Raw genomic sequence first — 25,356 nt, 5'->3', positions numbered from 1 at the left:
CGGACGGGGGAGTACTCGTGGGGCGCGTTGCGTATCGAACAGCCGGCCTGCTGGCACTGGCGCTGCTGACGGCCTGCTCGACGAGCAGCGCCGCCGACGAGGAGAAGGCCGCCAAGGCGCCCGACGCCACCGTGACGATGTACCCGCACGACAGGGCCGCCAACGTGCCGACCGACCAGACCGTCGTCGTGGCGGCCCAGGCGGGCACGCTCAAGAGCGTCACCGTGCGCGGCAAGGACGGCGCCCTGCCGGGCACGCTCAGCGCCGACCGCACCCGCTGGCGCAGCACCGCCACCGCCCGCCCCGGCACCACGTACACGATCACCTCCGTCGTCGCCAACGCCGACGGCAAGGAGTCCGAGCAGAAGAGCACGTTCTCCACGGTCAAGGCGGTCAAGACGTTCGACATCGAGCGCATCACCCCGAACCGGGACGACACCGGCCTCACCGTCGGCGTCGGCATGCCCATCATGATCGCCTTCGACCAGCCGATCACCGACCGCGTCTCCGTCGAGCGCAACCTGCTCGTCCGCAGTTCCAAGCCCGTCGAGGGGGCCTGGCACTGGTTCGACGACCGCCACGTCGACTTCCGGCCGCGCGAGTACTGGCCCGCCCGCACCGACGTCCGCGTCGAGGCCAACCTCGCGGGCGTACGGGGCGGCAACGGCCTGTACGGCAAGCGCGACCTGGCGCTCGACTTCAGGATCGGCCGCTCCCAGATCACCAAGGGCAGCACCGACGAGCACGTCCTGCACGTCAGGCGCGACGGCAAGAAGATCCGCGAGATGCCGATGAGCGCCGGGCAGGGTGGCCAGTGGAAGTACTACACGACCTCCGGCATCCACCTGGCCATGTCCCGCGAACCGGTCACCATCATGATCTCGCCCGGCATCGGGCCCGGCTCTCCCGGCTACTACCGGATGACCGTCTACAACACCGTCCGCATCTCCAACAGCGGCGAGTACGTGCACAGCGCGCCCTGGTCGGTGGGCTCCCAGGGCAACTCCAACGTCAGCCACGGCTGCGTGAACATCAGCCCGGACAACGCGGCCTGGTTCATCAAGAACACGCTGATCGGCGACCCCATCGTCATCACCGGGTCGCCGCGCAAGCTGGAGCCGACCAACGGGTGGGGGCACTGGCAGGAGAGCTGGAAGCAGTGGCTCAGGTGGAGCTCTCTGAAGGCGGGCCCCACCCTGGCCTTCTCCTGACGCCTCCGGCCGGGCCCCGGGCCCTTGCGCGCCCGTACGAGCGCGCCGCAGGCCCTGAAGGGCGGCAGAGCCCCCTGAGGGCCTGGACGAGGGTCAGCGGGCGGGGAAGGCGCTGCTGACGGCGATCCAGTTGTCGAGGGTCCGGGCGGCCTGCCCGGAGTCGACGGCCTGCACGGCGCGCGAGTAGGCGTCGATCATGGCGGAGTCGAGGTCGTCGCCGGGCCCGTCGAGGGCCACGAGGGCGGCGGCGGTGTTGAGGAGGACGGCGTCGCGCACCGGCCCGGTCTTGCCGCCGACGAGGTCGTGCACCGCCTGGGCGTTGAAGGCGACGTCGCCGCCGCGCAGGGCGCCGACCTCGGCGCGCGGGATGCCGAGGACCGCCGGGTCGAACGTCGTCCGGGTGGCGGCGCCGTCGTGGACCGTCCAGACCGTCGAGGTGGTGGCGATGGTGAGCTCGTCGAGGCCGTCGTCGCCGCGGAAGACCAGGGCGGACACGCCGCGCTCGGCGAAGACGCCGGCCAGGACCGGCAGCATGTTGGCGTCGTAGACGCCGATGGCCTGCGCGGAGGGGCGGGCCGGGTTGGTGAGCGGGCCGAGGAAGTTGAAGACCGTGGGGACGCCGATCTCCTTGCGCGTCGGCCCGGCGAAGCGGAGCGCGGGGTGGTAGACGGGCGCGAAGCAGAAGGCGATGCCGGCCTCGGCGGCCACCCGGGCGGTCTGCTCGGGGGTGAGGTCGAGGCGGATGCCGAGGTGCTCCAGGACGTCGGCGGCGCCGCAGGAGGAGGAGGCGGCGCGGTTGCCGTGCTTGACGACGCGGGCGCCGGCGGCGGCGGCGACGATGGCGGCCATGGTGGACACGTTGACGGTGTGGGCGCGGTCGCCGCCGGTGCCGACGACGTCGACGACGGGGCCTTCGACGTGGAGCGGGGTGGCGAGGTCGAGCATGGTGCGGGCCAGCCCGACCACCTCGGCCACGGTCTCGCCCTTGGCGCGCAGCGCGATCACGAACCCGGCGATCTGCGAGGGCGTCGCCGAGCCGGACATGATCTCCCGCATGGCCCAGGCGGCCTCGTCGGCCGTGAGGTGCTCGCCGGACAGGAGGGCGGAGAGCAGCGCCGGCCAGGTCGTCCGCGAGTCCACGGTAGGCACCTACTTAGCGTTGAGTCGGCTGGAGGAGCGGCGGCGCATCAGGCCGGCCACGGCGTCGGCGAGCGCGATGGGCTCGAGGGGCTGCGGGACGACGGCGTCGGCCTTGGACCATTCGGCCAGCCAGCGGTCGTCGCGCCTGGCGATGATCAGGCAGATGGGAGGGCAGTCGTAGACCTCGTCCTTGGCCTGGCGGGCGACGCCCATGCCGCCGGCGGGCTGGGTCTCGCCGTCGAGCACGGCCACGTCGATCTCGCCGGAGGCGAGCCACTGGTGGACCTTGGGCTCGGTGGCGCACTCCACGATCTCCACGAAGGGGACGTCAGCAGCCGGCCGCCGTCCGATGGCCTGCCGGACCTCTTCACGGGTGGCGGCGTCGTCGCTGTAGACGAGGACCCTCATCGTGTCGTCGGTGCTCACGGTCGCGCTCACTATCGGTCGTAGCGGTATGGTCACCTGGGATCGTACCGGTGGTGTGGTGTGGAAGCCCAGGCTGGCACCTCTTGTGGGTGTTTTGTGGCAATTATCCCAGCTTGGCTCCCGGTTTGTACCCGCTAACGGGGGGTCGTGCGCCGGACCGACCACCGGAGCCGCAATAATGCTGCCCGTGGCGACAGCATCCGCAATAACTTCGACGACGACAGCCCAGCCGTACCGACGACCGAACCTGGTCAGCGTCGGGACGATCGTCTGGCTGTCCTCTGAGCTCATGTTCTTCGCGGCGCTGTTCGCGATGTACTTCACCATCCGGTCGGTGAGCCTCGGCCAAGGTCTCGAGTGGGGTCCCGCGCTCCTGCAGCAGGGCGCCTCGAGCGAGCACGCGGCTCACCTGAACATCCCGTTCGCGACGGCCAACACGATCATCCTGGTTCTGTCGAGTGTGACGTGCCAGCTCGGCGTGTGGGCCGCGGAGAAGGGGCAGGTCGGCAAGCTCCGGTTCTGGTACTTCGTCAGCTTCCTCATGGGCTCCGTCTTCATCGCGGGCCAGCTGTACGAGTACATGGAGCTCGCGAGCGAGGGCGCGACCCTGTCCGCCAACGCCTACACCTCGGTGTTCTACCTCACGACAGGCTTCCACGGCCTGCACGTGACCGGTGGACTGATCGCGTTCCTGTTCATGCTGGGACGTACGTACGCCGCGAAGCGCTTCACGCATGAGCAGGCCACCAGTGCGATCGTCGTGTCCTATTACTGGCACTTCGTGGACGTCGTCTGGATCGGCCTTTTCGCGACCATCTACATCATTCAGTAAGGAACGGGATCTCTGTGACTAGGATCACCGCATGGCGGCGGCATCCGCTCGCGAGATACGCCGTCCTGATCCTGGCGTTGGCGCTGGTCGGGACGGTATATGCCACGTTTGTGCAGGTGAGCAGGCCCGCTGACGCGGCACTCGCGGCGGGCAAGGTCGACGACGTGGCGGAGGGCAAGAGCCTCTTCGAGGCCCACTGCTCCAGCTGCCACGGGCTCAACGCGCAGGGCACGGCGACAGGGCCGACGCTCATCGGCGTGGGCGCCGCGGCGGTCGACTTCCAGATGAGCACCGGCCGCATGCCGGCCTCCGACCCGGGCGCCCAGGTGCCGCGCAAGCCGCTGCCCGACTGGGTGAAGAAGAACCCGGACGCGATCCGGCAGATCTCCGCCTACGTGCAGTCGCTCGGCGGCGGCCCGCAGGTGCCGGGCAAGGAGCAGGTCGACCCCAAGCTCGGCGACGCGGCCAAGGGCGGTGAGCTGTTCCGCGCCAACTGCATCCAGTGCCACAACTGGGCGGGCGCCGGCGGCGCGCTGACGCGCGGCAAGTACGCGCCCAACCTCAACGAGGCCACCCCCGAGCAGATCTACGAGGCCATGGTGACCGGTCCCCAGGCGATGCCGGTCTTCAACGACTCGACGATCACGCCCGAAGAGAAGCGCAACATGATCGCCTACATCACCCAGGTCCGCGAGCAGAAGGATCCCGGAGGTTTCGGCCTCGGGCGCATCGGCCCGGTCACCGAAGGCCTCGTCGTGTGGATCGTGGGCATCCTGGCCCTGGTCCTCGCCTCGATCTGGATCACCGCGAAGAAGCGACAGAAGTCATGACAGACAACGAGCACGAGATCGAGCAGCCGGACGAGCGCGTCCCCAAGCGCGTCATCGGCACCCCCGCGCCGGGCACCTCGCTGCTCGGCGACCAGCCCGAGGCCGGCGCCGCCGCGACGGCCGGCGGCGAGACTCCCGGCGTCACCCTGCAGGACGAGCAGAAGGCGCGCAAGGCGGAGAGGATCGTGTCGCTCTGCTTCCTGATCACCTTCGCCGCCGGCATCGCCTTCCTCATCTTCTACGTGATCCTCCCGGTGGGCAGCCCGGAGGCGACGGGCCTGTCCAACCTGGCGCTCGGCGGCACGCTCACGCTGGCCGTGCTGGGCCTGGCGGTCGGCATCGTGGTCTGGGTCCGCCAGATCATGCCGAAGTACTCCCTGGTCCAGGACCGCCACGACATGGTCTCCGCCAAGGAGGACCGGGCCGTCGTGGCCGAGACGTTCCTCCAGGGCGCCAACGAGAGCGGCTTCGTCAAGCGCAAGATGCTGCGCCGCACGCTGCTGCTCGGCGCCGCGCCGCTCGGCCTGATCCCGCTGATCCTGCTGCGCGACCTGGACAACAACGACATGCCGGCGTCGCAGTTCCACAACGAGCTGCGCCACACGGTGTGGGGCGAGAAGACCAAGGAGGGCAAGAACCTCCGCCTGGTCGTCGAGGGCACCGGCCAGCCGATCCGCGCGGCCGACTTCAACTCGCCCGGCGGCATCCTGTCGGTGGTGCCCGAGGGCTACGAGCACGACCTGACCGTGCTCGCCAAGGCCACGCTGATCCTGATCAAGTTCCGGCCCGAGGAGATCAAGTCGGGCACCAACAAGAACTGGACGCACGACGGGATCGTGGCCTACTCGAAGATCTGCACGCACGTGGGCTGCCCGGCGGCCCTGTACGAGCAGACGACCCACCACATCCTGTGCCCGTGTCACCAGTCGACCTTCGACGCCGCCGACGGCGCCAAGGTGATCTTCGGTCCGGCCGCGCGGCCGCTGCCGCAGCTGCCGATCTCGGTCGACGACCAGGGCTACCTCATCGCGCAGGGTGACTTCGCGGTGCCGGTCGGTCCCAGCTTCTGGGAGCGTGGCGACGCCGAGGCCGCTGTCCGGGCCAAGGGAGGCCAGGCATGAGTGACGACCTGAACAAGGTGCCCAAGGCCATCGCCGGCACATCCAGCGTCCTGGACGAGCGGCTGGGCGGGGCCAACTTCCTCAAGCGCAACATGCGCAAGATCTTCCCTGACCACTGGTCGTTCCTGCTGGGGGAGATCGCCCTCTACGCGTTCATCATCCTGCTGCTCACCGGTACGTTCCTGACGTTCTGGTTCCAGCCGGGCATGGGACACGTGATCTACGAGGGTTCGTACGCCCCGCTCAAGGGCGTCATGATGTCGGAGGCCTACGCGTCGGCGCTGAACATCAGCTTCGACGTCCGGGGTGGACTGCTCATGAGGCAGATGCACCACTGGGCGGCCCTGCTCTTCGTCGCGGGCATGATGGTGCACATGCTCCGGGTGTTCTTCACCGGCGCCTACCGCAAGCCGCGCGAGATCAACTGGATCATCGGCATCCTGCTGCTGACGCTGGCCCTCGCCGAGGGCCTGACGGGCTACTCCCTGCCCGACGACCTGCTCTCCGGCGCCGGTCTGCGGATCACCCAGGGTGTGGCGATCTCGCTGCCGCTGGTCGGCACGTACATCTCGTTCTTCCTGTTCGGCGGCGAGTACCCGGGCGAGGACGTCATCGCCCGCTTCTACTCGCTGCACATCCTGCTCATCCCCGGCATCCTGCTGGCGCTCGTCACCGCCCACATGGTGCTCATGTGGGTGCAGAAGCACACGCAGATGCCCGGCAAGGGCCGCACCAACAAGAACGTGGTGGGCGCGCCGTTCTACCCGGCCTTCATGGCCAAGGCGGGCGCGTACTTCCTGTTCACGCTGGCCGTGGTCGCGGGGCTGGGCACGTTCGCGCAGATCAACCCGATCTGGATCTTCGGCCCGTACACACCGGCCGACATCTCGGCGGGTTCGCAGCCTGACTGGTACATGGGCTTCCTCGAAGGCTCGCTGCGCCTGATGCCGGCGTGGGAGATCAACCTGTTCGGCACGGCCCAGGCGGGCACGCTGCCGCTCAGCGTGATCATCCCGGCCCTGGTGCCGCTCGGACTGGTCATGACGGGCCTGGCGCTCTATCCGTTCCTCGAACGGTGGATCACCGGCGACCACCGCGAGCACCACGTGGCCGACCGTCCGCGCAACAACCCGCACCGCACCTCGATCGGCATGTCCGCCATCGTGTTCTACGGCGTGCTGTGGCTGCTGGGCGCCAACGACGAACTGTCGGCGTTCTTCCACATCAACCTGAACATGACCACGTACGTGGGCCGGGCGCTCATCTTCGTGGGGCCGGCGCTGGCGTACATCATCACCTACCGCATCTGCCTGGGCCTGCAGCGTTCCGACGCCGCGGTGATCAGCCACGGTGTGGAGTCGGGTGTGATCAAGCGTCTGCCGCACGGCGAGTTCATCGAGGTCCACACCCCTCCGGCGGAGGACATCGCGGCGCACATGCGCGGCAAGGAAGCCGTCCCGATGCTCCCGGTGGACGAGGACACCTCGGGCATCCCGCCCAAGGGCATGCGCGGGCCGCTCGGCAAGCTGCGCGGCCGCATGTCCAAGGCGTACGGCGGGGAGAAGATCCCGCTGGACGAGGGGCACGAGCACGGCCACGAGGACGAGCACGCGGCGGTGGGCCCGGGCGAGGACAAGTCGCTCACCCACTGACACACCGCTGACGGACAGGCCCGGACTTCGCGAGAGGTCCGGGCCTGTCCCGTTCCCGGGGCTCGCGGAGGCTCCGGGAACGCGAAAGCCCCCGCCGCGGGCGGGGGCTCCGGTGAGGTGAGGGGCGGGACGGGTCAGTCGGCCTCGTGCAGGCCGATGGAGAACGCCGCGTCGAGGTCGTGCTTGGAGTAGGCGCGGAAGGCGATGTGGGTCTCCGTCTGGAGCACGCCGGGGACCTTGTTGAGCCGGCCCGGGACGACCTCGGCGATCTGCTCGTAGGCCGCCACGCGGACCATCGCCAGCAGGTCGTAGTCGCCGGTGATGGAGTAGACCTCGCTGACGCCGTCGATCTCGGCGATCTGCGCCGCAACCTCCGGAATCCGGTCGACCTCGGCGTTGATGTGAACGATAGCCGTGACCATGTGCCAACTGTATCGAATCACAGGCCGCGATAGGCCAGGTCGATGCGGGCCTTGTGGCGGGCGGCGCCGTGGGCGGGCAGGCTCCACTGCCCGTCGACCTCCACCAGCCGCACGCCCGGCGACTCCAGCCAGCGCAGGATGCACTCGGTCTCCTCGGCGCTGGCCGCGTGGACGGGCCCGGGGCCGGGGATGACCGCCTCGGCGGTGGCGGTGAGCGAGGCCACGAACGGCTTGGGGTGGGCGCCGCGCGGCATGACGGCGGCGGCGGCGAGCCGCCCGTAGCGCACGACGTGCATCTCCCAGCCGCCGTCGAACGCCGGGCTGGCGGCCACGAGGTGGGGGATGCTGGTGATCGAGGTGAGCCGCTGCATGCGGGCGGCGGCGCGGACGAACGCGGCCAGCCGGTCGCGGTCGACGGAGGCCTCCTCGTAGCGCTGCTCGACCGACAGGCGCTCCATCCGGGCCGAGACGGCGGAGAAGACCGGCGAGGCGTCGAGCGTCATGGCCCGGCGCGCGGTCTCGACGTGGACGGCGTAGTCGGCCTGCGACTGCTTGCCCTCGCACGGCGCGCCGCAACGGCCCATCTCGTGCAGCACGCAGGCCGAGCGCCGGGTGCGCAGGCTGATCGGCTGGGTGCACTGGCGCAGCGGCACCGCCTCGTGCAGCGCGATGCGGGCCTCGTCGGCGAGCCGGGTGCTGGAGAACGGGCCGAGGTAGGAGGCGCCGTCGTCCTTCAGGTCGCGCACGATCGACAGGCGCGGGAACGGCTCGCCGGTGAGCTTGAGCCAGACGACCTTCTCCGGGAAGCGGGAGCGGCGGTTGTAGCGCGGTTTGGCGCCGCCGATCAGGCGCAGCTCCCTGACCTCGGCCTCCAGCGCGGTGGCGCAGACGATGTGGCGGACCCGCTCGGCGATGCCGATCATCTCGCGGATGCGCGGCCTGGTCTCGCTCGCGGTGAAGTAGGAGCGCACGCGGTTGCGCAGGTTGGTGGACTTGCCGATGTAGAGGACCTCGCCGCGCTCGTCCTCGAACATGTAGACGCCGGGGGCGTGCGGCACCGACTCGGCCAGGTGGCGCTTGCGCTGCTGCTCGGGCGTGGGGGCGCGGACGAACGACTTGAGCTCTTCGAGGGTGTGGACCTGGAAGGAGCCGGCCCGCTCGATGAGGCCGTGGAGCACGTCGACGGTGGCCCTGGCGTCCTGGAGGGCGCGGTGGCACGGCTCGGTGGCGCTGCGGAAGAACCGGGCCAGCGTGGACAGCTTGGCGTTGGGCGTCTCGTCGCGGGTCAGCACCCGGCGGGCCAGGTCGACGGTGTCGACCACCGGGTTGACCGGCGGGGGATAGCCGTGGGCGGCGCAGGCGGCCTTGACGAAGCGGGTGTCGAAGCTCGCGTTGTGGGCGACCAGCGTGGCGCCCTTGATGAACTCCAGGAAGCTCGGCAGCACCGACTCGATGCGCGGCGCGGCCACCACCATGGCGTCGGTGATGCCGGTCAGCACGGAGATGAACGGCGGGATCGGCCCGCCGGGATCGACCAGGGTGGAGAACTCGCCGAGCACCTCGCCCGCCCGGACCTTGACCGCCCCGATCTCGGTGATCATGTGCTCGGCCGGCGAGCCGCCGGTGGTCTCGAGGTCGAACACCACGAACGTGACGTCGCTCAGCGGGGTGCCGAGCTCGTCGAGAGTGCCTTGTACCGGGTCCACGAACCAAGACCATAGAGACGGGCACCGACAGATACGGATCCGAACGAATAACTATTGCGCTTGATCCTTAGTTAGTCTTCCCTCTATGTCCGGGGCAAGACTCGCCAACCGCTACTCCCTGCTGCGGCCGCTCGGCAGCGGCGGCATGGGCCGGGTGTGGCTGGCCAGGGACGAGATGCTCGACCGCGAGGTGGCGGTCAAGGAGCTGACGCTGCCCGAGGGGCTGTCCCCCGGCGAGCGCGCCGAGCTGGTCACCCGGGCGGTGCGCGAGGCGCAGGCCACCGCGCAGCTGCGCCATCCGGGCATCGTGGCGCTGCACGACGTCGTCGTCGAGCACGAGCGGCCGTGGCTGGTGATGGAGCTGCTGCGCGGCCGCACACTGGGCGAGGCGGTGCAGGCGCACGGCCCCATGCCGACGGAGTACGTGGCCAGGATCGGCGCCGACATGCTCGACGCGCTGTCGGCCGCGCACGCCCGCGGGCTGCAGCACCGCGACGTCAAGCCGGGCAACGTGTTCCTCACCGACAGCGGCCGGGTGGTGCTCACCGACTTCGGCATCGCGCGGCAGGAGGGCCAGGCGACGCTCACCGAGCAGGGCCTGATGATCGGCTCGCCCGGGTTCATCGCGCCCGAGCGGCTGGAGGGCGAGCCCGGCGGCCCGGCCAGCGACGTGTGGTCGCTCGGCGCGACGCTGTTCCTCGCGGCCACCGGCAGGGCCGCCTACGACGGCACCACCGCCGACCGGATCAGGGCGACGCTGACCCAGCCGGTCCCGGTCGCGCCGCAGCCGCTCGGCCCGCTGCTGGCCGCGATGATGGCGCGCCACCCGGCGGCCCGGCCGGTGGCGCCGCTGATGGCCCAGGCGCTGCGCCGGGTCGCCGCGGGCGAGCCGGCCGCGCTGCCGCCGCAGCACGACGCCACCGTGCCCGGCCACGTCAGGAAGCGGAGCAGGGCCGTGCTGTGGATCGCGTCGGCGGCGGCGCTGGCGATCGCGGCGGCCACCACCATCGTCTTCCTGGTCCTGAAAAATCAGGACAACGGGGTGCCGGCCGCCTTCACCGTGCCGATGGACCTGTGCACGCTGCTCCCCCCACAGGACGTCGGCTTGCTGATGCGCACCCAGCAGATCCCCAAGGGCGTGCCGGCCTCCGACGAGTACGGCCCCGAGTGCAACTGGACCAAGCCCGGCATCGGCGTCTCGGTGCAGCTCCAGAAGGACTCCGACACCCGCGACCCGTGGAGCATGACCCCCGTCACGGCCCGCAGCCTCTTCGCCAACCAGCAGCGCTACTGGGCCAAGCACGGGAGCTTCGGCTGGGTGTGGAAGGAGATCGGCGTCACCAAGCCGCAGGACGTCACCCGTACCTCCGTCAGGTCGTTCGGCGGCCTGGGGCAGGAGGCGTTCGCGTTCGAGCTGCTGGGGCAGACCGGCCGGATGCACTCGGCCATCGTCTACTTCCGCCTGGCCAACCTCGTGGTCGCCGCCGAGTTCACCAGGGTCGACGACCGCACCACCGACGACCAGATCAAGGAGTCCGCCCTGAGGGCGGCCAGGACGGCCGAGCGGGAGCTTCGCGGTGCGGGGTGACGGCTACGTGCTGGCGGGCCGCTACCGGCTCGTCGAGCGGCTCGGGGAGGGCGGCGCGGGCACGGTGTGGCGGGCCCGCGACGAGATGCTCAACCGGGAGGTCGCGGTCAAGCAGGTCCGCGTCCCGGCCGAGCTGTCGCCGCGTGAGCGCGCCGAGTTCGCCGACCGGGCCATCCACGAGGCCAGGTCCGCCGGGCGGCTGCGCGACCCGGCCATCGTGCTGGTCCACGACGTGGTGCTCACCGGCGAGCAGCCGTGGATCATCCTCGACCTGGTCAGCGGCCGGTCGCTCGACCGGGTGATCAAGGAGGACGGGCCGCTCCCGCCCGAGGCCGTGGCCCGCATCGGCCTGCGCGTGCTGTCGGCGCTGACCGTCGCCCACTCCCACGGCATCGTGCACCAGGACGTCAAACCGGCCAACATCCTGCTCGACGCCGACGGCTCCGCCATGCTCACCGACTTCGGCATCGCCGTCCCGCTCGGCGGGCGCGGCGACCGCTACGGCAGCGCCGGCTCGCCCGGCTACATGGCGCCCGAGCGGCTCAACGAGCAGCCCTCCGGCCCCGCCTCCGACCTGTGGTCGCTCGGCGCCAGCCTCTACACCGCCGTGGAGGGGCGGGCGCCGTTCGAGCGGGCGATGCCCGCCGCCGTCGCCGCCGCGGTGCTGCTGCACGACCCGCCGCCGCCGGTCCGGGCCGGGCGCGAGCTCGGCGGGCTGCTGCTGGCCATGCTCGCCAAGGACCCGGCCGTCCGGCCCGGCGCGGCGCAGGTCCGCGACGGGCTCCAGCGGCTGCTCGGCACGAGCACGGGCCCCGGCGCCGTCCCGCCGCGCGCCCTTCGCCGCCGCTGGTGGCCGGCCGTGGCCGCGCTCGCCGCCGTCGCCGTGCTGGGCGCCGGCGGCTGGTACGGCGTGCGCGCGCTCACCCAGGAGGACACCGGCCGGTTCGCCGCCGCGCCCGCCGCCTGCGGCCTGCTCACCGGCGCCCAGGTGACCGAGGTGATGAAGAGCGAGGTGCGGGGGCAGCAGACCAGACCCGGCGAGTGCGAGTGGCGCCTGAGCAAGGGGCCGCGCGAGATCTCCTCGCTCACCGTCAGGGTGTGGGCCGAGCGGCCCGCCGCCGGCCGGGGCGCGCCCGAGGTGGCCGTCCAGCGCTTCGCCATCGAGCGCGCCAGCCGCGCCGGAGCCGCGGGAAAGGCGTTCAGCAACCACGTCGGCAAGGTCCGCGACGTGCCGGGCCTGGGGGAGGCCGCGTTCGTCCAGAACTCCTTCCGCTTCTACAGCAACTCCGATCAGCTCGGCACCGGCACCAGCACCGTGCTGCTGCGCACCAGCAACGTGCTCGCCGAGGTGGTCTGGCAGCGCAGGGACCTGCCGAAGGACGATCCGGCCGACGAGGAGCCCGCCCGCGCCGCCGCCGCGATGGTCTCGGCCGCGTTGCGGTCCTGAACTGGTGCAAGCATCCTGCAACCGGGCTGACTAGCATGTTTCACCGCACGTCATGGCAAACCCCAGGAGTCCCTCGTGAATCCCGGTAGCGAGCACCAGCCGCCGACCCACCCGCACCCGGTGCCCGGAGGGCAGTTCGAGCCGCCGACCCAGCCGCCGATGCCGCCTCCCGTGCCGCTGCCCCCTCGGCCGCCGCGGCGCCGCCCGTGGATCCTGCCGGTCGTCGCCGCCACCCTCGTGGTGCTCGTCGGCGCGGGCGCGGGCGCCTACCTGCTGTACGGCCAGCTCACCCGGGGCCAGGGCATCGCCGGGCCGCCCGCCACGGGCCAGCCGTCCACGGCCGGGCTGACCAAGCCCGCCGCCGTGACCGGCCCCGACGTGTGCGCCATGCTGCCCAAGGAGGAGGCCGAGCGCCTCGTGCCCGGCGCGACCGTGTCCAAGGACTCCCGCGACAGCGAATACACGGTCAACTTCTCCTGCAACTGGAACAACCAGCGCATCTCCCACGGCGAGTGGTGGCGCAGCCGCGAGGTCGACGTCAAGGTCCAGCAGCACCGCGGCGACGGCGCCAAGACCGGCCGCGCCATGGCGCAGAACTCCTACGAGGTCGACTACGGCGGCGCCAAGTACGCCGAGACCGCCAAGCCCACGCCGAAGAAGGGCGAGAAGGACTACACCTCCCCGGTCACCGACATCCAGGGCGCCGGCGACGCCGCCTTCGCCCAGTACACCTGGCGCCGCTCCGGCAGCCTGATGTGGTACTCCTACGGCAAGGCGTACGCGCGCGTCCAGGACATCACGATCGAAATCCGCTACCAGGCGAGCCAGCAGCGCAAGGACGCGCAGATCCTCAGCAACGAGACCACCCAGTCCGTCACCGAGTCGAACGCGATCCGCGAGGTCAGCGGCCTGGTCAAGCACTTCGCCAAGGGCGTGGCCGACTGGAAGGCGCAGCACCCGGACGTCCTGGCGCAGCCGTACAAGGCGGCGACCGCCTCGCCCAGCGCCGCCGCCACGCCCTCGCCGACGCCGCTGGTCGTCTTCCCGCCCGTCTGCGAGACGGTCACGCCGACGGCCGCCAAGCTCGTGCCCGGCCACACGCCCCGGGCGCGCGGCCTGGAGGTGGGCGACGACACGCAGACCGAGTGCCGCTGGCTCAACCTGGACGTGCCCGCCGGCGACAAGGTGACCAAGATCCGCAGCGTGCTCATCACCGTGCACTCCTTCACCAACCGGGCCGGCGTGGCCGACGAGACCGCCGCCCGGTCGTTCTACACGGGCCAGCTCGGCGGCGACAAGAACCTGGCGCAGTCGTCGCTCGGCGGCATCTCGTGGGGCAAGGTGCGCGACGTGCCCGGCCTGGGCGAGGAGGCGTACAGCGTCTATGTCGGGACCCGTAAGGGCGAGGTGTTCGCGGGCAGCGGCACCGTGACCGTGCGGCGGGGCGCCGTCGTGGTGGAGATCGACTACGCGGGCGCGCAGCGGCCCAAGGGCGAGCCCGCGGCCTCCGGCAACGTCGTGCTGATCCCCGAGAAGGAGGGGCTCGACGGCGCGCTGACCATGGCCAGGGCGTTCATGCAGGCGCTGTCGCAGCAGCCGGTCGGCAGCTGAGGCTCACGCGGGGGTGTCGCGCAGGCGTTCCACGCGGATGCCGCGCAGCAGCGCCTCCGACACGGCGACCGCGCACAGCAGGGCGGCCAGCAGGCCGGCGCCCGTGAGCAGCGCCACGGGGGCCGCCGCCACGTCGTGCGCGAGCGGCGGCGTCACCAGCGGCTCGGCGAACTGCGGGATCCGGCCCAGCGCGGCCCCGGCCGCGAGCAGCCCGGCGACCAGCCCGGCCAGCGTGCCGGCCGCCGCCGTGATGAGCTGCTCCAGCAGCAGCGCCACGCGCAGCGCCGCCACCTTCGCGCCGGACGCCTCCAGGGCGGCCAGCTCGTAGCCGCGCCGCTTGGCCGCCGTGTGCAGCGCCAGCACGGTGCGGCCGAGCGCGAGCGAGGCGGCGGCCAGCGCGGAGATCAGCAGCAGGACCAGGGCCAGTCCCGGACCCTGCCGGACGAAGGCGGCGGCCACCTCGCTCTCGTAGCGGGTGGAGACCACGGTGAGCCCCTGCTCGCGCAGCGCCCGCTCCAGCGCCGGGACGCCCGCCGCACGGGTCCACACCTGGTAGACGGCCTGCTCGTGCACTCCGTACGCGATCCGGTCGGCCTGTTCCAGATCCATCACGACGCCGGGCCCGGTCAGGCCGGGCGCGGCCGAGGCCGTCGCGACCGCCCGCACGCCCGTGGCGAAGGCGTGGTCCAGGCCCGGCACCAGCTTGGCGCCCACGCCGACGACCACGGCGGCCGGCCGCGGATCGTAGGTGGCGGGCCGGAGCGTCTGGTTGTTCTGGAGCGAGACGACGAAGCCGCCGTCGTCACGGCCCGGGTCGCCGTCCACCCGCCAGCGCGGGGTGGGGACGCGCTGCCAGCGGCCCTCGTCCCGGAGCTCCAGCCGCGTCACGACGACCTCCATCCGCGGGATCGTCGCCTGCTCGTCCAGCGGGGTGAACTCGGCGTGCACCCGGCGCAGCTCGCACGGCGCGTCACGGCAGGACAGCGGCAGGTTCCACGCGTACGAGCCGCGGCCGCCCGGGCGCAGGACGCCGAGCGGGATCGCGGCGGGCTTGAGCCGGTCCGGGATGCGGAACGTGGCGAACAGCCGCACCTGCCAGCCCTCGGGCGGCACGTCATGGCGGGCCGTGAGCCGGAACCGGTCGCCGCTCACCATGACCCTGGGCGTCCCGGGTCCGGGCAGCGCCGCCGCCGCCTCGGCCAGCCGCATCCCACCGGCCAGCTCCGGGTCCCAGGCCGCGACGCGGGCCAGCCGTTCCGGGTCCGTGGCGATCAGCTGGGGCGGGCCCGGAACCTTGATCACCGGGGCTGCAGTGCCGCCCGGGTCGGCGGCTTCCACCGCGTCGGCGAACGCGCGCGGCCCGACCGGCTGGACCGTGATCGCCGCCGGGGCGCCGTTGTGGAAGGCGGCGGCCCGCCGGTAGTCGGCGGACGTGGCCGTCCACGCCGACACCGCGAACGTCGCCAGCCCGAACGCCGTGCCGAGCACGATCACGCTCCCCGTGGTGACCGGCCCGCGCGCCACCTGCCGCAACGCCAGGAACGGGCCGAGGCCGCCCCGCCGCCGGGTGAGGCCGAACAGCCGCCGCGCCAGCACCGGCAGCCCGCGCGCGGCCAGCAGCGCCACGCCCAGCGCCATCAGGCCGGGCACGGCCAGCGCGCTGGAGGACTGCCCCGTCGTGTCGCTGATCACCCCGCCCGCCAGCAGCTCGACCAGGCCGAGCGCCGTCACCACCAGCACGACCGCGTCCGGCACCCAGCCGCGCGCGCTGCGGCGCGGTGTGCGCCGCCACTCCTCGGTGACCGGGCGCGTCGCCACCCGCCAGGCCGACACGACCGCCGCCATCAGGCCGCCCGCTGTCGCGGCCAGCCCCGCGTACGCCGCCTGCGCCGGGAACACGGCGGGGATGCCCGGCGGGAGCAGCGCCTCCACCATCGCCCGCGCGGCCAGCAGCCCCGCCGCCAGCCCGAGCGGCACGGCCAGCGCGAGCAGCAGCAGCGGCTCGGCCAGCGCGAACCGCCACACCCGCGCCCGGCCGTGACCGCGCAGCCGGGCCAGGGCGATCTCCGCGCCGCGCGCCCGTACCAGATCGCCCACGGTCTGGAACAGCAGCAGCCAGGCCAGCCCCACGAGCTGCGCCGACACCAGCAGCGTCGGCACGCCGAGCGTCTCTGAGCTCGTCGTCATCGCCCGCAGCGTGACGGGCATCCGTGAGTAGACGATGTCGCCGGTCTCGCGGCCCGCCGTGTCGGCCGCCGCCTGCAGGGCCGTCAGCGCGCCCAGGTCGGAGCCGAGGACGCGCCCCGCGTCGACGGTGACGATGGCGTAGTCGGTCCACCCGCCACGCTGCGCCGGGTCCGCCGTCAGCGCGGCGCCCGCGACGGCCGTCTCCTCGCGCGTCTGCGGCACCGTGAACAGCGGGTCGATCCGCGACGAACCGCTCTCGCCCCCGGGCGTGGTCAGCGTGCGGCCGAACCAGAACGGGTCGCCCGCCGACTCGTGCCCGTAGACGCCGACGACCTTCAGCGGCGCGGGCCGCAGCTCCGTGGTGCCGGGCTCGCGCCTGACCAGAGCCGCCAGCCGCACCTCTGAGCCGACCGCCATCCCCGACGCCCGGCTCGCCATCACCTCGCCCGCCGCCCGGGGGCAGCGGCCCTCGACCGGCCGCAGGCGCTCGCACTGGCCGTCCTGCCACACCAGGGTGTACGAGAGCTCCCTCGACAGGTCGGCGTCGCCGCTGGAGATCTCCATCCCGTACACCGGGGCGGCCGTGAACGACGCCGTCAGCGCGGCGGCCTTCGCCTGGATGCCGCCGGTCCTGGTCGTGTAACGCCAGCCGCGCCCGTCCACCGGCGCCGCCAGCAGCGCGTCACGGACCACCGTGGTGGCGGCCGCCGCCGTGTAGATCGGGCCCACCGCCGCGCAGGCGATCGGCACGACGGCGATGAGCAGCACGACCAGCGAGAGCGTACGGCGTTCCCACAGGCCGCGCAGGGTCACGAGCCGGCCCTCCTGAGCACGATGCCGTCGTCCAGCGGCTCGATGCGGGCCATCGAGCCGGGCGGGAGCAGATGGTGGAACTCCGGCGGCACCTGCACCGCGCCCTCCCGGCCGACCACCACCAGGTCCTCGCCGCGCCTGCCCTCCGAGCCGACCCGGCCGTCGCGGATCGTCACCGTACGGCTCAGCGCCTCGCTGACCGCCACGTCGTGCGTCACCACCACCGCCGTCGTGCCGTCCGCCTGCGCCGCATGCTTGATCAGCTCGATCACCCGCGCCCCCGACGCGGCGTCGAGCTGGCTCGTGGGCTCGTCGGCCAGCAGGAGCGCGGGCGCGTTCGCCAGCGCCAGCGCCACCGCCAGGGCCAGCCGCTGCTGCTCGCCGCCCGACATCCGGTTCGCCGGCCGGTTGCCCGCGTCGTCCAGGCCGACCCGGCGCAGCAGCTCACGCACCCTGCCACGATCCCGCCTGACCGCCCGCTGGGCGAACGCCACGTTCTGCGCGGCCGGCAGGTAGCCGATCAGGTTGCGGGCCGGGTTCTGCAGCACGGTGCCGATCCGCCGGGCGCGCAGCCGGTCCAGGCGGCGCTGGTCGAGCCGGCCCACCTCCACGCCGTCCAGCCACAGCCGCCCGGCGCTCGGCCGCAACAGCCCCGCCAGCAGCCACAGCAGCGTCGACTTGCCCGCCCCGGACGGGCCCAGCAGCGCCACCGTCTCGCCCGCGTCGATCACCAGGTCCACGTCGCGCAGCGCGACCACCTCGACGTCGCGGGCCCGGTAGATCTGCACGACCCCGTCGCAGCGCACCATGCTCGTGGGGCTCGTGGGGCTCGTGGGGCTCGTGGGGCTCGTGGGCCGCTCCCCGCCGCGCCAGGGTTCGTCGATCACGGGCCGCCCACCGCCTGCCGGGCCCGGGGCGCGCGGAGCTCGACCACCCGGTCGCACCGCTCGGCCACCTCGGGGTCGTGGGTCGCGATCAGCAGCGCGACGCCGTCACCGGCCGCCGCCAGCAGCTCCTCCAGCACGACCTCCCGGTGCCCGGCGTCCTGCTCGGCCGTCGGCTCGTCGGCCAGCAGCGCCACCGGCCGCAACGCCAGCGCCCTGGCCACCGCCACCCGCTGCTGCTGGCCGCCGGACAGCTCCTCCACCAGGTGATCGGCGAACCTCTCCACCCGCAGCCGGTCCAGCGCCTCCGCCGCCAGCCGCATCGCCTCACGCGGCGACCGGCCGGCCGCGCGCAACGCCACCTCGACGTTCTCGGCCGCCGTGAGCAGGCTCAGCAGGCCGTACGACTGGAAGACGAGCGCCAGCCCGGCCCGCAGCCCCGGCTGCTCGTCCAGCGGCACGCCGCCCACCAGCACCCGGCCCGCCACCGGCGGCGCCAGCCCGGCGAGCGTCGTGAGGAGGGTCGTCTTGCCCGACCCGGACGGGCCCATGAGCGCGACCCGCTCGCCCTCGCCCAGGTCGAGCGACAGATCCTCGACGACCGTGCGGCCGCCCGCACGGCAGGTGAGAGCGCGGCACGAGATCACCGGTCCGGGCGCCACGCGGAGATCCTCCGCCAGCCGGGGGCATACGTCAACAGTTAAAGATCCTGCAACTCCCCTGCAAGCGTGACAAATACGGTTATGTCAGCAAGCAGTACGTGAGCCGCGCGAGCACGCCTGCCCAGCACAGGGGCCTGGGCAGGACCGATGGGGATTCGCGCGGCTCACGACCGGGGCGGCTCGCTGCTTCGCCGCCTGGTGACGCGGCGGGGGCCGACCCAGGTCAGGGGGAAGCATCGACTTTGGTCGCTACCGCCCGCCCGTGCCCACCGCATAACCTCGGGAAACGTGAACGGACCCGAGCACGCCCCCGAATACCGGTGGGCCCTGCCGTCCGTGCTGCTCGGCGACGGCGGCGCGGGCCGGCCCGTGCGCCGCTCGACGCGCGACTGGATCGTCGACCTCACGCTCTTCCTCGGCGCCTGCGGCCTGACCCTGATGACCCTCGCCGAGATCCGCGACGCGCCCGAGCCCGTCCAGGCCGTCGAGCAGGCGCTGGGCGTGCTGTCCTGCCTCGCCGTCTGGCTGCGCCGCCGATGGCCGGTCGCGCTCGCGCTGGTCACCTTGACCCTGTCCTCCTCGCTGCTGCTCATCGGCGGGGCGGCCGTGGTCGCCCTGTTCACCGTCGCCGTCCACCGGCCGTTCAAGATCTCCGGGCCGGTCGCGCTGCTCGGCGTCCTCACCCTGGCGCCCAACGCGATGATCTGGCCCGACGCCGAGCTCGGCTGGCTCGGCACGTTCGTCTTCGGGCTGGCGATCCTGCTGACCGTGTTCGCCTGGGGCATCGTCATACGGGCCAGGCGGCAGCTCGTCTGGTCCCTCCGGCAGCGCGCTGACGGGGCCGCCGAGGAGGCCAGACGGCTGGAGCGCGAGCGGATCGCCCGCGAGATGCACGACGTGCTCGCGCACCGTCTGTCGATGCTCAGCCTGCACGCCGGCGCGCTCGAGTTCCGTCCCGGGGCGCCGGAGGCCGAGGTCGCCCGCGCCGCCGGCGCCATCCGCCAGGGCGCCCACCAGGCGCTCCAGGACCTGCGGGAGGTCATCGGGGTGCTGCGCCACTCCGGCGCGCCCGCCGACGACCCCGTCCCCGACCGGCCCCAGCCCACCCTCGACGACCTCCCCGCGCTGGTGGCCGAATGCCGCCGCGCCGGCCTCGACGTCCGCCTCGACCTGCACGTGGACCCGCCTGCCGAGGTGTCCGCAGAAGCGCCCTCCGACGTACGCGCCGCCGCGCCTGTCGTTGTGTCCACGGACGCGCCCGTTGCCGTGCCCGCCATCGTGCCTGCCGACGTGCCCGCCGCCCTTCCCACCGGCGCGCCCCCTGTCGGACCGGCCGCTGGAGGGTTTGCGCCGTCCGAGATGCCCGCGTCGCCCGAAGGGCCCGCGCCGTACGGAGGGCAGCGGTTGCCCGAGGCGTTGGGGCGCAACGTCTACCGGATCGTGCAGGAGGCGCTCACCAACGCGCGCAAGCATGCGGGCGGGGCACCGGCCACCGTGACGGTGACGGGTGCGCCGGGGCGTGGGCTGTCGGCCGAGGTACGCAACGCGCTGGGGTCCAGGCACAACGCACTCGGGTCGCGGCATGCCGCCCGCATCCCGGGCGCCGGGGCCGGGCTCATCGGGCTGGCCGAGCGGGCTGAGCTCGCGGGCGGCCGGTTGGAGCACGGGCCGACGCCGGACGGCGAGTTCGTGGTGCGTGCTTGGCTGCCGTGGCCTTGCCCGGAGGAGAGCGCATGACGGACCCGATCCCGGGCCGGGTTCCCGAACCGACCTGCCGCCCGACTCCCGGGCCGACGTCCCGCCCGACTCCCGGGCCGACGTCCCGCCCGGCCTCCGGGCCGACCTGCCGACCGGCCTCCGGACCGGTCCCTGGAGCAACCGCCAGGCCGATCCCGGGGCGGGCCGCCGGGTCGGCCTCCGGACCGGTCCCGGAGCGATGCCGGGGCGGCCGCCGAACCGATCTCCGGACCGACCCCACAGCGGGTTCCTGGACCGGTCGCTGGGCCCCTCCCGGGGCCATGAGCGGGGCGGAGAACGGGGTGACGACCGGGGCGGTGAGCGGGCTGACAAGGGCGACAGGCGGGGTGATGAGCGAGTCAAGGCGTGGGCTGACGGCCGGGTCGGCGGCTGGGTCGATTCGGGTGCTGATCGTTGATGATGACGCGCTGGTGCGGGCCGGGCTGGCGATGATCCTGGGCGGCGTGGACGGGATCGAGATCGTGGGCGAGGCGGGTGACGGGGCGCAGGTGCCGCCGCTGGTCGCCGAGCACCGGCCCGACGTGGTGCTGATGGACATCAGGATGCCCGGCGTCGACGGACTGGCCGCGACCGAGGCGCTGCGGGCGACCAAGGCGCCGCCGGAGGTCGTGGTGCTGACCACGTTCCACGCCGACGCGCAGGTGCTGCGGGCGCTGCGCGCGGGTGCCGCCGGATTCCTGCTCAAGGACATCCCGCCCGTCGAGCTGGTGGCCGCGATCAGGAAGGTGGCCGCGGGGGAGCCGATCCTGTCGCCCGCCGTCACCCGGCAGCTCATCACCCACGTGTCGCACGGCGGCGCTGTCGGACGGGCCGAGCGGGCGCGCGGGCTGCTGGCCCGGCTCAGCGAGCGCGAGCGTGAGGTGGCGCTGGCGGTCGGGAGGGGCAGGTCCAACGCGGAGATCGGCCGCGAGCTGTACATGAGCGTGCCCACGGTCAAGGCGCACGTTTCGCGCATCCTTACCAAACTGGCGCTGAACAACCGGGTCCAGATCGCGCTGCTGGTCTACGACGCGAGCTGACGGGGCTGGGATTCCAGCTTTCCCGGGCTCTGTCGCAGCGGAGCCGTCCAGGCAGGCCACCGGTCCGTGAGGCGTACCGGCCGGAGGCGAGGCTGGGAGCGGGCATTTGGGGGCGGGGCTGGGCGCCGTAGCTGGGGCGTGGGTGTCGGGTCCGCGAGGGCCGTGCCGGGTCCGGAGGGTGCCCTGCCAGGCCAGGAGGGTGCCGTGCGGGGTCCGGGGGATGCTGTGCAGGATCCCTGGGGGACTGTGCGGGGTCCCGGCAGCGCCGTGTGGGCATCGGCGAGGTCAGGCCCTGGGGTTGCCGTGTCGGCTACGCGGAGTGCCGGGCCCGGGGGTGCCGCGTCCGGTCCCGGGGAGGGGGAGGGGCCGGGTCCGACTCCGTGCGTGCTGTGGTCGGGCCTGTGCGGGCTGTGCCGGGTTCGGAGAGGGTGCTGCCGGGGCCTGTGGGGGCTGCGTGTGGGGGTGCGAGGGTTGGACGAGCGCTTGTCCCATCATGGGTGGCCGTTACGGACAGGTAGCGGGCAGCCGTACCCTTGTCTGAAAGGGCATGTCATGAAGGGACAGTGGGATGAGTTCAGCGGGTGAAGGCCTGTCTCGCCCGCTTCCCGAGCAGGTGCGGCTCAATGTGGTCGACCTCGCGGCCCAGGTTCTCGGTTCGATGCCCGCTGTGGCGGTGCCGGCGCCGTTGCGCGGCATCGCCAAGTTCGACCCGCGTAAGCGTGCCCGGCTGGGCAGTGCGCCGATCGCCGCGCAGTTGGAGAACGACAAGAAGTTCCGCGAGGTGGTCGCCGAGTCGGTGGCCTCCGGCTGGCCGGAGCTGGTGGCCTCGCTGGCCGAGGGCAACGTGCCGCCCGCCGCCGATCCGGTGCTGGTCGCCGCCGCGGCTTATCTCACGCGGCCGCCCGGCTGGGCCGACATGGTGGAGTCGGCCCGCGCCGACCTGGAGCAGTCCGCCGCCGCGGCCGAGGGGTCGGAGCGCGAGGAGGTCGTCTCCCGGCTGCGTGAGCAGCTCGCCGCGCAGAAGAGCGCGGCCAAGGAGGAGGCCGAGCGGCTGCGTGAGCAGTTGAAGGCGGCCCGCGGCGAGAACTCCGAGCTGCGCCGCAAGCTGCACGAGGCCCGCGAGCGCGCGAAGGGCGCGGTGCGGCGGGCCGAGGAGATGGAGCAGGCCGCGGAGGAGGCCAGGCACGCCGCCACGGCCGCCGGCAGCGCGGGGGAGTCGGAGCTGCGGCGGTTGCGTGAGCGCCTGGCCGATGTGGAGAAGCAGCTCGAAGCCTCGCGCCGGGCCGCGCGTGAGGGCCGCAGCGTCGAGGACGCGCGCATCCGGGTGCTGCTCGACGCGCTGCAGGACGCCTCGGCGGGGCTGCGCAGGGAGCTGGCGCTGCCCACAATGATCAGCCGGCCGGCCGACTCGGTCGCGGCGCTCACCGGTGAGCGGCCGGGCGTGCGCGGCGTGCCCGCCCGCGCGCTGGCCGACGACGACCCGCAGCTGCTCGATCAGCTTCTGGCGCTGCCGCAGGTGCATCTGATCATCGACGGCTACAACGTGACCAAGTCCGGCTACGGCACGCTCACGCTCGCCGACCAGCGCGCCCGCCTGATGACCGGGCTCGGCGGGCTGGTCGCGCAGACGCGCGTCGAGGTGACCGTGGTGTTCGACGGCGCCGAGCTCAACTCTCCGGTGCAGGTGGTGGCGCCGCGCGGGGTGCGGGTGCTGTTCAGCGCGCCGGGTGAGATCGCCGACGACCTGATCCGCCAGCTCGTCCGGGCCGAGCCGCCCGGCCGGGCGATCGCCGTGGTGTCCTCCGACCGCGAGGTGGCCGAGTCCGTCAGGCGGATGGGCGCCAGGCCCGTTCCGTCCGCGCTGCTGCTGAGGCGGCTCGGTCGCGCATAGATGACGAATATGGCGTTTAGGTGAGGATTACTCGCCACTTCTGTACTATTTCGCCCCGAGGATGATCCCCTGGGAGGCGACGCTGTGAGGTTGGGCCGGGTGCCGCTGGCCGCGGGTCTGGTGTTCGGACTGGTGATGACCCCCGTCGGAGGGGTGCTGGCCGATCCCAAGCCGACTCTCGCGCAGGCGAGAGCGAAGCTCGACAAGCTCAACGACAAGGCCGACAAGGTCGTGGACCGCTACAACACGGCCACCGAGAAGTACAAAGAGGCCAAGGCGCGCTACAGCCGGCTGAACGACACGTACAAGCGCAAGCTGGCGACCGTCGCGGATCTGCGCGGCGAGGTCGTCAACATGGCCGTCGAGACGTACAAGCTGGGGGGCGACTTCTCGACCCTGCCCAGCATGATGACCAGCGACGATCCGGCCGATCTGCTGTACGGGATGGCGTTACGCGGGCAGCTCGCGCAGGAGCGCACCCAGAAGCTCGCCGCCTTCGACCGGGCGAACCGGGGGCTGAAGGCCGACCGTGACCGCGCCGAGGAGGCGCTGGCCGCGGCCGACAAGGAGCGGGACGCGGTCAAGAAGGACCGGGCGGAGATCCTGGACCTCATCAAGGACCAGAAGAAGCTCCTCGACCGGCTGGGCGCGTACAAGGCGGGCAATCCCAACAGCACCGGCCTCAAGTACACGGGTCCCGCCTCGGGCAACGCGGCGGCCGTGCTGCGCTTCGCGTACGCGCAGGTCGGCAAGCCGTACGTGTTCGGCGGCACCGGGCCGGGCGGCTACGACTGCTCGGGGCTCACGCAGGCCGCCTGGCGGGCCGGTGGCGTGTCGCTGCCGCGCACGACCTGGCAGCAGTGGTCGTGGGGCGCCAGCCGCAAGGTGTCGCTCAACGCGCTGGAGCCCGGCGACCTGATCTTCAGCGAGGGCCTCGGGCACGTGAGCATCTATGCGGGCGGCGGCAAGATCGTGCATGCGCCGCAGACGGGTGACGTGGTGAAGGTGGTCACACTCTCGTCGTACGGGCGCCGTCTCGTGGGCGCCGTACGCCCCTGACAAGACGGGGTCGGCCCAAGTGTGAGGAGGGTCACACTTGGGTAACGAAACCCGCTGCTCCGGCGGGGTATGAGGACCTGACTCCCGGCGTGTCTGATCTTTACTCGCTTACTCAGGCTTTGCCATTACGTGACTTTTCGGCGTAACTTCTGGCGTCGCGGCGTTCCAGCCAGGACGCCCGCCGGTCACCATCGGGTCCCCCGATGTTCGACAGAGAGAATCATCCGCCGGTCACCGCGGCCAGCGCCCCCGAGGCGCGAAGACGCGGCGGTGGCCTGCCGAGTCCGTGCAGCCAGGAGGCACGGAGCCGGGGACCCAACGATCCCGTACGCGGTGATCAGGGGTGAATCGGCGCGTTCAGCGCCGTAGGGCGACTTCCAGGCCCGAATCCGTCAGCTAACCCGGTAGGCGTTCGTGGAAGCCCCTAGGAGCAATCCTGTCTACCCTCTCGCACAACCCCCGTCTGTCCCGTCTCGCCCTGAGTGGCGTAGCGCTGATCACCGTGACGGCCGGAGGTCTGGTCGTCCACGCCCCGGCGGCGCAGGCGGCGACGACGAATGAGTTCGCCACCACTGCGGTGACCAAGACGGAGAAGTCCGTCAAGTCGTCGAAGGTGGCCAAGGTCGCTCGGCAGAAGGCCAAGGCCCGCAAGGCCGTGGCCGTGGCCAAGAAGCAGATCGGCGACCCGTACCGTTACGGCGCCACCGGCCCCGGGTCGTTCGACTGCTCGGGCCTCGTCCAGTACGCCTGGAAGAAGGCCGGGGTGAAGATCCCGCGCGTGACGAACAGCCAGTTCGCGCGCATCAGGAAGAAGGTCTCCTACAAGCACCTGCAGCCGGGTGACCTGATGTTCTTCCGCGGGCTCGGGCACGTGGGCATGTACGTCGGCGACGGCAAGATGGTCCACTCGCCGAGAACGGGCCAGCGCGTGCGCGTCGAGAAGCTTCGCGGCTGGCGCAAGGCGTCGTTCGCGGGCGCGGTGCGTCCCGGTCTGTGACCTGCGCCGAAGGCCCCGTCCCCGCCCCGGGACGGGGCCTTCGGCCTTCCCGGGCGACGCTCAGGATCGGCGGCTACGATCGGGCAGCGTGTCCGACAGG

General features: G+C 72.5%; 20 protein-coding genes and 1 riboswitch. Of the genes, 13 read left to right on the top strand and 7 right to left on the bottom strand.

Features of this window, described 5'->3' with window-relative positions; all coding sequences use genetic code 11:
* Positions 1-17: 17 nt before the first annotated feature.
* Positions 18-1,211, top strand: a complete 1,194-nt coding sequence (locus tag ACBI99_RS05370; protein WP_219511143.1) for an Ig-like domain-containing protein — start codon at positions 18-20, stop codon at positions 1,209-1,211.
* Positions 1,212-1,304: 93 nt separating this feature from the next.
* On the opposite strand, the gene trpD is transcribed toward ACBI99_RS05370, so the two are convergent.
* Both trpD and ACBI99_RS05360 read right to left on the bottom strand, forming a co-directional pair.
* The gene (trpD, locus tag ACBI99_RS05365; protein ID WP_357586479.1) at positions 1,305-2,351 is read right to left on the bottom strand and encodes an anthranilate phosphoribosyltransferase; all 1,047 of its coding nucleotides are present in this window, start codon (positions 2,349-2,351) and stop codon (positions 1,305-1,307) included.
* Between the two features lie 9 nt (positions 2,352-2,360).
* Positions 2,361-2,759, bottom strand: a complete 399-nt coding sequence (locus tag ACBI99_RS05360) for a hypothetical protein (RefSeq protein WP_219511207.1) — start codon at positions 2,757-2,759, stop codon at positions 2,361-2,363.
* 196 nt (positions 2,760-2,955) lie between these two features.
* Between ACBI99_RS05360 and ACBI99_RS05355 the strand changes: the two genes are divergently transcribed.
* Genes ACBI99_RS05355 through ACBI99_RS05340 form a run of 4 tightly spaced genes read left to right on the top strand, consistent with a single transcriptional unit; the run spans position 2,956 to position 7,212 of the window.
* On the top strand, positions 2,956-3,609 hold the full coding sequence (locus ACBI99_RS05355) for a heme-copper oxidase subunit III (RefSeq protein WP_219511148.1): 654 nt from the start codon (positions 2,956-2,958) through the stop codon (positions 3,607-3,609).
* Positions 3,610-3,623: 14 nt separating this feature from the next.
* Positions 3,624-4,439, top strand: a complete 816-nt coding sequence (locus ACBI99_RS05350) for a c-type cytochrome (protein ID WP_219511150.1) — start codon at positions 3,624-3,626, stop codon at positions 4,437-4,439.
* The gene (locus ACBI99_RS05345; RefSeq protein ID WP_357586481.1) at positions 4,436-5,560 is read left to right on the top strand and encodes a Rieske 2Fe-2S domain-containing protein; all 1,125 of its coding nucleotides are present in this window, start codon (positions 4,436-4,438) and stop codon (positions 5,558-5,560) included. The genes ACBI99_RS05350 and ACBI99_RS05345 overlap by 4 nt, the downstream gene beginning before the upstream one ends.
* Positions 5,557-7,212: a ubiquinol-cytochrome c reductase cytochrome b subunit gene (locus tag ACBI99_RS05340; RefSeq protein ID WP_219511153.1), complete on the top strand. Its 1,656-nt coding sequence runs from the start codon at positions 5,557-5,559 to the stop codon at positions 7,210-7,212. Before ACBI99_RS05345 ends, ACBI99_RS05340 begins: the two co-directional genes overlap by 4 nt.
* 134 nt (positions 7,213-7,346) lie before the next feature.
* On the opposite strand, the gene ACBI99_RS05335 is transcribed toward ACBI99_RS05340, so the two are convergent.
* On the bottom strand, positions 7,347-7,634 hold the full coding sequence (locus tag ACBI99_RS05335) for an Lrp/AsnC family transcriptional regulator (RefSeq protein WP_219511155.1): 288 nt from the start codon (positions 7,632-7,634) through the stop codon (positions 7,347-7,349).
* Positions 7,635-7,651: 17 nt separating this feature from the next.
* Positions 7,652-9,340 carry a DEDD exonuclease domain-containing protein gene (locus ACBI99_RS05330; protein WP_357586485.1) on the bottom strand — a complete coding sequence of 563 codons (1,689 nt, stop codon included), beginning with the start codon at positions 9,338-9,340 and terminating at the stop codon, positions 7,652-7,654.
* A gap of 85 nt (positions 9,341-9,425) precedes the next feature.
* Between ACBI99_RS05330 and ACBI99_RS05325 the strand changes: the two genes are divergently transcribed.
* From ACBI99_RS05325 to ACBI99_RS05315, 3 genes are all read left to right on the top strand, one after another.
* Positions 9,426-10,928, top strand: a complete 1,503-nt coding sequence (locus ACBI99_RS05325) for a serine/threonine-protein kinase (protein ID WP_375071777.1) — start codon at positions 9,426-9,428, stop codon at positions 10,926-10,928.
* On the top strand, positions 10,918-12,375 hold the full coding sequence (locus ACBI99_RS05320; RefSeq protein WP_219511161.1) for a serine/threonine-protein kinase: 1,458 nt from the start codon (positions 10,918-10,920) through the stop codon (positions 12,373-12,375). Before ACBI99_RS05325 ends, ACBI99_RS05320 begins: the two co-directional genes overlap by 11 nt.
* 75 nt (positions 12,376-12,450) lie before the next feature.
* On the top strand, positions 12,451-13,986 hold the full coding sequence (locus tag ACBI99_RS05315; protein WP_375071776.1) for a hypothetical protein: 1,536 nt from the start codon (positions 12,451-12,453) through the stop codon (positions 13,984-13,986).
* A gap of 3 nt (positions 13,987-13,989) precedes the next feature.
* Here the strand turns inward: ACBI99_RS05315 and ACBI99_RS05310 are convergent, their stop codons facing one another.
* The 3 genes from ACBI99_RS05310 to ACBI99_RS05300 are packed head-to-tail and all read right to left on the bottom strand — an operon-like array spanning position 13,990 to position 18,532.
* Positions 13,990-16,986: an FtsX-like permease family protein gene (locus ACBI99_RS05310; RefSeq protein ID WP_375071775.1), complete on the bottom strand. Its 2,997-nt coding sequence runs from the start codon at positions 16,984-16,986 to the stop codon at positions 13,990-13,992.
* Entirely contained in the window at positions 16,983-17,873 is an 891-nt protein-coding gene (locus tag ACBI99_RS05305; RefSeq protein ID WP_375071774.1) for an ABC transporter ATP-binding protein, read from the bottom strand. Before ACBI99_RS05305 ends, ACBI99_RS05310 begins: the two co-directional genes overlap by 4 nt.
* Positions 17,870-18,532, bottom strand: a complete 663-nt coding sequence (locus ACBI99_RS05300; protein ID WP_375071773.1) for an ABC transporter ATP-binding protein — start codon at positions 18,530-18,532, stop codon at positions 17,870-17,872. Before ACBI99_RS05300 ends, ACBI99_RS05305 begins: the two co-directional genes overlap by 4 nt.
* Positions 18,533-18,820: 288 nt before the next feature.
* Here ACBI99_RS05300 and ACBI99_RS05295 point away from each other — a divergent pair, with 288 nt between their 5' ends.
* The 5 genes from ACBI99_RS05295 to ACBI99_RS05275 all read left to right on the top strand — a co-directional run bounded on the left by ACBI99_RS05295 (position 18,821) and on the right by ACBI99_RS05275 (position 25,256).
* Positions 18,821-20,269 (top strand): histidine kinase, encoded by a 1,449-nt coding sequence (locus tag ACBI99_RS05295; protein WP_308126053.1) that lies wholly within the window; start codon positions 18,821-18,823, stop codon positions 20,267-20,269.
* Between the two features lie 350 nt (positions 20,270-20,619).
* Positions 20,620-21,309, top strand: a complete 690-nt coding sequence (locus ACBI99_RS05290) for a response regulator transcription factor (RefSeq protein ID WP_219511171.1) — start codon at positions 20,620-20,622, stop codon at positions 21,307-21,309.
* Between the two features lie 625 nt (positions 21,310-21,934).
* The gene (locus ACBI99_RS05285) at positions 21,935-23,200 is read left to right on the top strand and encodes an NYN domain-containing protein (RefSeq protein WP_357586495.1); all 1,266 of its coding nucleotides are present in this window, start codon (positions 21,935-21,937) and stop codon (positions 23,198-23,200) included.
* A gap of 84 nt (positions 23,201-23,284) precedes the next feature.
* On the top strand, positions 23,285-24,259 hold the full coding sequence (locus ACBI99_RS05280) for an NlpC/P60 family protein (RefSeq protein WP_375071772.1): 975 nt from the start codon (positions 23,285-23,287) through the stop codon (positions 24,257-24,259).
* Positions 24,260-24,525: 266 nt separating this feature from the next.
* A riboswitch (cyclic di-AMP (ydaO/yuaA leader) is annotated at positions 24,526-24,685 on the top strand.
* A gap of 76 nt (positions 24,686-24,761) precedes the next feature.
* A complete protein-coding gene (locus tag ACBI99_RS05275) occupies positions 24,762-25,256 on the top strand; it encodes a C40 family peptidase (protein ID WP_357586499.1) in 495 nt (164 codons plus the stop codon).
* The last annotated feature ends 100 nt before the right edge of the window (positions 25,257-25,356 follow it).

The organism is Nonomuraea sp. ATR24 (assembly GCF_041950485.1).
GTDB classification, from domain to species: domain Bacteria; phylum Actinomycetota; class Actinomycetes; order Streptosporangiales; family Streptosporangiaceae; genus Nonomuraea; species Nonomuraea ceibae.
Note: the sequence above shows the minus strand (reverse complement) of the source record. Positions and strands in the feature narration are given on the sequence as shown.

Excerpts from the sequence above, each read along its gene's own strand:
- ACBI99_RS05360 (WP_219511207.1), bottom strand. The coding sequence starts at position 2,759 with ATGAGGGTCCTCGTCTACAGCGACGACGCCGCCACCCGTGAAGAGGTC.
- ACBI99_RS05355 (WP_219511148.1), top strand. The coding sequence starts at position 2,956 with ATGCTGCCCGTGGCGACAGCATCCGCAATAACTTCGACGACGACAGCC.
- ACBI99_RS05345 (WP_357586481.1), top strand. The coding sequence starts at position 4,436 with ATGACAGACAACGAGCACGAGATCGAGCAGCCGGACGAGCGCGTCCCC.
- ACBI99_RS05340 (WP_219511153.1), top strand. The coding sequence starts at position 5,557 with ATGAGTGACGACCTGAACAAGGTGCCCAAGGCCATCGCCGGCACATCC.
- ACBI99_RS05335 (WP_219511155.1), bottom strand. The coding sequence starts at position 7,634 with ATGGTCACGGCTATCGTTCACATCAACGCCGAGGTCGACCGGATTCCG.
- ACBI99_RS05325 (WP_375071777.1), top strand. The coding sequence starts at position 9,426 with ATGTCCGGGGCAAGACTCGCCAACCGCTACTCCCTGCTGCGGCCGCTC.
- ACBI99_RS05290 (WP_219511171.1), top strand. The coding sequence starts at position 20,620 with ATGAGCGAGTCAAGGCGTGGGCTGACGGCCGGGTCGGCGGCTGGGTCG.